Annotated in this window: 6 protein-coding genes; 2 read left to right on the top strand and 4 right to left on the bottom strand. The window is 48.2% G+C overall.

The window, feature by feature from the left end:
• A partial coding sequence (locus tag ENTHG_RS11745; protein ID WP_044179885.1) for a glycoside-pentoside-hexuronide (GPH):cation symporter occupies nucleotides 1–1,031 on the bottom strand: 1,031 nt, incomplete at its 3' end.
• A 387-nt stretch (nucleotides 1,032–1,418) separates the two neighbouring features.
• Here ENTHG_RS11745 and ENTHG_RS11740 point away from each other — a divergent pair.
• Complete coding sequence (locus tag ENTHG_RS11740; RefSeq protein ID WP_052332704.1) at nucleotides 1,419–2,891, top strand: apiosidase-like domain-containing protein; 1,473 nt, start codon at nucleotides 1,419–1,421, stop codon at nucleotides 2,889–2,891.
• 50 nt (nucleotides 2,892–2,941) lie between these two features.
• Here the strand turns inward: ENTHG_RS11740 and ENTHG_RS11735 are convergent, their stop codons facing one another.
• The 3 genes from ENTHG_RS11735 to uxuA form a co-directional block, all read right to left on the bottom strand.
• Complete coding sequence (locus ENTHG_RS11735; protein WP_044179882.1) at nucleotides 2,942–3,280, bottom strand: DUF1869 domain-containing protein; 339 nt, start codon at nucleotides 3,278–3,280, stop codon at nucleotides 2,942–2,944.
• 9 nt (nucleotides 3,281–3,289) lie between these two features.
• Nucleotides 3,290–3,622 carry a TehB family protein gene (locus ENTHG_RS11730; protein ID WP_044179881.1) on the bottom strand — a complete coding sequence of 111 codons (333 nt, stop codon included), beginning with the start codon at nucleotides 3,620–3,622 and terminating at the stop codon, nucleotides 3,290–3,292.
• 206 nt (nucleotides 3,623–3,828) lie between these two features.
• Nucleotides 3,829–4,899, bottom strand: coding sequence for a mannonate dehydratase (uxuA, locus tag ENTHG_RS11725; protein ID WP_044179879.1), 1,071 nt, complete (start codon nucleotides 4,897–4,899; stop codon nucleotides 3,829–3,831).
• Nucleotides 4,900–5,319: 420 nt separating this feature from the next.
• On the opposite strand from uxuA, the gene uxaC reads away from it, so the two are divergent.
• Nucleotides 5,320–6,726, top strand: a complete 1,407-nt coding sequence (gene uxaC, locus ENTHG_RS11720; protein WP_044179877.1) for a glucuronate isomerase — start codon at nucleotides 5,320–5,322, stop codon at nucleotides 6,724–6,726.
• Nucleotides 6,727–6,735 lie beyond the last annotated feature (9 nt).

Genomic DNA, 6,735 nt, shown 5'->3' with positions numbered 1-6,735 from the left:
ATAATTGATCCTAGTTCAGCCATCAGTACAGATACCACCAGTAAAATACACGCCAGGGAAATCTGTTCCGGGCCGACAAAATAGAGACACAGTGCAGCTAAGCCGCCACCTAACTGTGCCGCTTTTAATGTCCCAAGACTTGATAAAATACCTCGCTTAATAAGCTGAATGGCAAGCATTGGTGCAATAATTCCGGCAATAGCCGTTGCGGATAGCAGGCCAGAAACGAAGCTGTCGCCGCGATCAAGGAAATACTTCACGAAATAGATGGTGACACTGCCTTTGATGACAAAGGCAATAGAGTTAGTAACCATAAAAAGATAATAAATAATGACAGGTTTGGTCTTTATTATCACCCGTAACTGTTTGCTAAAAGAGACGCTATTGCTTTCAAGTTTAACCTGATAGCGCTCCCTGGTGCCCCAGAAACAGAGCAGCATAAATACCGTCGCTAGCACGGCTATAAAGCTCATTGCAACCATATAAGCCTGCGCTTCGTTGCTTTTTCCGTACCAGGCCACAAACATCGGAACAACAGTTGAGCAGATGAGAAATGCCATTTTTGCCAGAGGGAAACGCCATGAGTTTGCACTCAGGCGATCCATGGGATCAGAGGTCAGGGTTGTCAATAACGCCACATAAGGTACAACAGTCGAGGCGTACATCAAAATTAAAAACAGGTAAGTAATGGTGGCATAAGCAAGTTTCCCCGTTGGGGAAAAATCGGGTGCCAGAAATACCAACAAACAGGAGATACCGTAAGGTACCGCGAGGTAAAGCAAAAAAGGACGATATGAGCCGTAACGTGAGCGGGTACGATCGGCTATATTACCAATAAACGGATCGTAAAATGCATCTACCAGCCTGGCGACAATGAACAATACCCCCATTGCGGCTGCGGAAATGCCTAATACATCAGTGTAAAAATAAGGCAAAAACATCATCGTCATGCCCAGAAAAATATTAGCTGATGAGTCTCCAAGGCCATAACAGACCTTTTCTTTAATACTTAGCTTTGGTTGCATTTCCATAGCTCATTCCTTTAATGAATATATATTCAATATCGAATTACTATTCATCAGCCTACGGCGAGGATGTTATTGCAGGCAAGTAAAAAATAACCGTGATGTCGTCTTTATCACAAATTCTGCGCCAGGATGCGTACAACCTGAAAGAGCCAGACAATGCCTTTAGATAATAAACATAATAATTTTCAAAAAGTTAAACAATTCCGTCAATGGCTCTTGATAAACAGCAACTCAACATTTGTTTATTCAAAGGCTAGCAGGAGGTCCCATCGAGCTTTTTTGTGATCTATGACGCAAATAAAAAGTAAATCTATAGAAGCGCAGCTTTTATTGTCCTATTTTGAATAAAAAATCCATAACGAATATTTATTCACAAAAGGAATTTAACTTATGCCCAGTCTTCACATTCCACAATGGGGACGTTTCGAACAACGCTTCGCTGTAGCGGACTCTCCCCTTCACTTCACGCAATCTTGGGTAAGCGCAACATTTTCCTGCGGCGATGAATCAAAGCATGTCTATGGCTTCTATGATGACAAAGGTGAGTTTGTTGTTAGATTTATGCCTGGTATACCAGGAGAATGGCAATTTACCATCGCATCAAATATCACTGAGTTGAATGGCATTTCAGGCCGCTTTTTCTGCGCAAGCGAGCCGCATGAAAAAGGCCCGGTTCAGCGAGATGGAAACTTGCATTTTCGCCGCGCTAACGGCGAGCCGTGGTATCCATTCGGTACGACGGCTTACGTCTGGAACTATCAGTCCGAAGCGGTGCAGGCAGACACACTGGCATCGCTAGCAGCCAGCCCATTTAATAAGATTCGTATGTGCGTCTTCCCCAAACATTACCGCTATAATCTGGCGGAGCCGGCGCGCTTCCCGTTCCCTGGCTCGATTCAGGACGGATTCGACTATTCCCGCTTTGACGTCGCCTTTTTCGCTGGGCTGGAAAAGCAGATCGATGCGCTGGCTAAGCTCGGTATTGAGGCAGATCTGATCATTTTCCACCCTTACGACCGCTGGGGTTTCTCGCAAATGTCGCAGGAGGTTGATCAGCGCTACATCCGCTACCTTGTTGCTCGCTTAGCCTCGTTCAAGAATATTTGGTGGTCATTGGCCAATGAATTTGATCTCTTAACGGAAAAGCCCATGCACTTCTGGGACGCCGCCATTGCACAAATTAAGCGTGAAGATCCTTCTGAACATCTCATGTCTATCCATAACTGGCACAACCCACCGATCCATTATCGATCCAACGCTCACTGGTACGATCATCATAATCCGGCCCTTACTCATGCCAGTATTCAACACCACGACATGCACTTTGTACCGGAATGGCGTGAGACGTTCGCAAAACCCATTGTCATTGATGAATGCTGCTACGAGGGTAATGTCGATCTGGGTTGGGGAAATATAACGGCGCAAAAAATGGTGGAACTTTTCTGGCACGGGGTCTGCTTGGGCGGCTACGTGACGCATGGTGAAACCTGGCTAAGCGATGACGAAATAATCTGGTGGTCACACGGCGGAAAACTTAAAGGCGAAAGCGTCACACGTATAGCTTTTCTCCGCCAGCTGCTTGAAGAAGGAGAAGCAAAACGGTTGACGCCCATGCCGTGGGATATCCACTGGGATACATCAATGGGCATGAGCGATGACAAATGGGGGTTATTCTATTTTGGTGACCACTGCCCCGGCTACAAGATGATGACAATGCTGCCTCCGGACACCGTGTGGAAAATCGATATTATCGACACATGGGCAATGACCATCACGCCTGTCGCTGAAACAATCCGTCAGGGCGATAAACTGATGCTCCCCGGGAAACCATGGATAGCGCTACGTCTGCAACGTATATCCTGATGCCTTTTGTACCCGGCTGACAAACTGGCCGGGTACAAAACGAACCGTTATTACCACCCGCAGACGTTGGTCTCTTCATCCGAGTCGTAGCCGCGCACGATATTAATCAGATCTTTTACCGCGTCCGCCGCGTTAACCGGCTCTCTTAAGGCGGACAGCGACGCAAAATCTTTATCTACCGACACGCCGTTGTTGTTATTGATGACGGTCAGGGCAACATCGGTCTGCTGGTCGTTTGAGGCAGGCAAACTGTCAATCAGTTCCGCTACCGCCTGCGCCGCTATCTCCGGCACATACAGCGCCATCGGTTTCAGATACACTTTTTCCGCGCGCGTTTTGCGCCCGCTATGGGATACCGCCAGGGTGTAGCCTTTGTTTTCCATTGTCATTTTTTCACCTCAACCTTCCGTCAGGATTTGCGGATCAACCCAAAAATCAACGTTAAATACCGTATCGTCAGAGAGCGCTTCAATGCGGTGCCACTTTTCCGCCGGGAAAACGCCAAACTCACCGGCATTGATGGTCAGCGTCTCTACCGGCTGCGGGCTGGTTTCATCGGCATAGCCTAAGTAACGAATAGCGCCCTGCATCACCGATAAGCGCGGAAATACCCCCTGCCTGGTGCCGGCGTCCAGATGCCGCTGCCAGATTGAGGCTGGCGCGGTCTGCGTTGTCCAAAGGGGCGTGGTGCGAACGTGGACATAATGGCCTGGTATGACAATACGTTGCATGTTTCATCCTTAATAAATGTGGGTGTCGGGCGAAACGATATATTGCAATTAAAATACACCTTTAAAGTGAGAATAAAAGCGTTGATGGGGCGGGGTACATCATGAGAGGTAGAGAGGGAGTAGAGCGGGATGAGGACGAGAATGAAAGAATAAAAGCCCGTGACTCCCGGATACGGCAATGCCGCATCCGGGAAAACCGTAGTGTATTACGCAGGCTGTTTTTGCAGCGCTTCCCACAGGCCCATCAAGTAGGTGACGCCCAGCGCGCGGTCGTACAGACCATAGCCAGGACGACCGGTTTCACCCCAGATAAAGCGACCGTGATCCGGGCGGATATAGCCGGTAAAGCCGTTATCGTAGAGCGCCTTCATCACCTGATACATATCCAGCGAGCCGTACTGAGACGGATGCGCGCACTCATAAAAATCCTTATCCTGCATCAGCTTCACGTTGCGAACGTGCGCGAAGTGGATACGTTTGCGGCGGGTGAACTCGGCCAGGATTTCGCAAACGTTGTTATTCGGATCTTCGGCGATCGAGCCGGTGCACAGGGTGATGCCGTTCGCTTCGGAATCCACGGCGTTGCACAGCCAGTCCAGATCGTCGCGGTTTTTCACCACGCGCGGCAGGCCGAAAATTGAATACGGCGGATCGTCCGGGTGGATCGCCATTTTAACGCCCACTTCTTCGCAAACCGGAATTACGGCTTTCAGGAAGTAGACCAGGTTTTCACGCAGTTTTTCGTCATCAACGCCTTTGTAGCTGGCGAACAGCTCCTGAACCTGAGCCAGACGCTCCGGTTCCCAGCCCGGCAGGGCGAAACCATTTGAATTATTCAGGACTTCGCTGACCACCTCTTCCAGGCTCTTATCGATGTCTTTTTTCTCGAAAGCCATGGTCAGAGAGCCATCCGGCAGAACGTAGTTCATGTCGGTCTTCATCCAGTCAAATACCGGCATGAAGTTGTAGCAGATAACCTTGATGCCAAAGCGCGCCAGGTTACGGATAGTCTGCTGGTAATTGGCAATGTAACGATCGCGGCTGGGCAAACCGATTTTAATGTCATCGTGAATGTTTACACTCTCGATAACTTCCATTTTCAGGCCTGCTTTGTGCGCCTGTTCAACCAGCGCGCTAATTTTTTCAACAGGCCATACTTCTCCAACCGGCACATCGTACAGCGCCCCAACCACGCCTTCTACGCCGGGTACCTGCCGGATATATTCAAGGCTGACCTTGTCTTGTTCCGGCCCAAACCACCGCATTGTCATCTGCATATAAAACGACCTCAGTACTCAGTTATTTGATATCTACCATACTAGTAGTGATGAGCTTACATTAGAACGATGCATACAATTAATCAATCATTTTGTGCGGCAGGCTGGTAACTTTTAGTCAGGGGTAGCGTTAACTTAACTCGTGGAATGTTTCTTATTAGTTAAAGCTATTTGCACGTTGCGCTTACTGGCACCGCGCTATAAGTCGCCACAGTGAAAATGTTAAAAAAAGATGCTCATTGTATTCATTTAAAAATTCACATTTCGTCACGAAATATTCATTTCATAAATATGACCGCCTTCACACTATTTTACCAATGAACTGGTATGGTAGTAGACAGAATTATTAGAGAAAGTATACCTTTGCAACCATCGCCCCTTTTCCTTTTTACTTTTAAGTAGCTTTCAGGAGTCAGTAGCATGTCGTTGATTCACGAAAATTTTATGATTGATAGCAAAGCTGGTCGCCGGCTCTATACCGAGTTTGCGAAAGATCAGCCGATAATCGATTATCATTGCCACCTTGAGGCGAAAGATATTTATGAAAACAAACTCTTCCGCGATATAACTCAACTGTGGCTCGAAGGGGACCATTATAAATGGCGCGCGATGCGCGCAAACGGTATTCCGGAAAATAAAATTACCGGCAATGCTACTTCTGAAGAGAAATTTGAAGCGTGGGCCAGCACGGTAGAAGCCAGCTTTGGCAATCCGCTTTATCACTGGACTCACCTTGAACTGGCGTTCTATTTCGATATCCATGACACGCTGAGCAGTAAAAACTGGCGTGACATTATGAACAAATGCAACGAACAGTTAAAAAGCAGCGAATTCGCGCCGCGCGCGTTAATCTCCCGCTCAAATGTCGAAGCCATTTGCACCACCGATAAGCCGCTCTCCGATCTGCACTACCACAAACTGCTGCAAAAAGAAGATGGCTTCACCACCCGCGTTCTGCCGACTTTCCGTCCTGATGAACTGTTCGAAACCGATTCACAGGCGTTCCTGCAATTTATTGCTCAGCTGAGCGAAATTAGCCACCAGACCGTCAACAGCCTGCCTTCCTTTATGGCAGCCATTGAGAGCCGGATTGACTATTTCCACGAGGTTGGCTGCCGCATCTCTGACCACGGTCCCGTTGAGATCTCCTGGCGTGAAGTCAGTGAAGCGGAAATCGAAGCCATTTTTGACCGCCGTATGGCCGGGCAAAACATGAGCAACGAAGAGTATCAGGCCTGGAGCAGCTATATCTTTGTCCGCCTGGCGGCGATGTACAAAAAACGCGACTGGGCAATGCAGCTGCATTTCGGTGCTATTCGCAATAATAATGTTCGCAAATTCAAGGCCATCGGTATTAACTGCGGGCTGGATTCCGTAAGCGATCAGCCGCAGCTGGCGGCAAGTCTCAATGCATTATTAAACGCCATGGATGAGAACCACGGCCTGCCGAAAACCATTGTCTATAACCTCAACGCCTCTTATAACGACGTTGTCGCTACGGCGCTGGCTAATTTCCAGAGCGGCGACGAAGGGATTAAATCCCCGATGCAGTTTGGCTCCGGCTGGTGGTTTAACGACACCAAACGCGGCATGGAAAACCAGCTTGTTTGTCTTGCCGATCAGGGGTTACTGGCGAATTTTGTCGGTATGCTGACGGATTCACGCAGTTTTGTTTCTTACACCCGCCACGATTATTTCCGCCGTATTCTGTGCAATTTGATTGGCAGTTGGGTTGATCGTGGAGATGTGCCCGAAGATATGGATATTCTCGCCACAATGATAAAAGGAATTTGTGTAGAAAATGCCCGTGCATATTTCAAATTCTGATTATGTGAA

Origin of the sequence: Phytobacter massiliensis JC163, assembly GCF_000321045.1 — a bacterium.
Classification (GTDB): Bacteria; Pseudomonadota; Gammaproteobacteria; order Enterobacterales; family Enterobacteriaceae; genus Phytobacter_A; species Phytobacter_A massiliensis.
The sequence above is the reverse complement of the archived record's forward strand: the minus strand, read 5'-3'. Positions and strand labels throughout refer to the sequence as shown.

Excerpts from the sequence above, each read along its gene's own strand:
- ENTHG_RS11730 (WP_044179881.1), bottom strand. The coding sequence starts at position 3,622 with ATGCAACGTATTGTCATACCAGGCCATTATGTCCACGTTCGCACCACG.
- uxaC (WP_044179877.1), top strand. The coding sequence starts at position 5,320 with ATGTCGTTGATTCACGAAAATTTTATGATTGATAGCAAAGCTGGTCGC.
- ENTHG_RS11740 (WP_052332704.1), top strand. The coding sequence starts at position 1,419 with ATGCCCAGTCTTCACATTCCACAATGGGGACGTTTCGAACAACGCTTC.
- ENTHG_RS11735 (WP_044179882.1), bottom strand. The coding sequence starts at position 3,280 with ATGACAATGGAAAACAAAGGCTACACCCTGGCGGTATCCCATAGCGGG.
- uxuA (WP_044179879.1), bottom strand. The coding sequence starts at position 4,899 with ATGCAGATGACAATGCGGTGGTTTGGGCCGGAACAAGACAAGGTCAGC.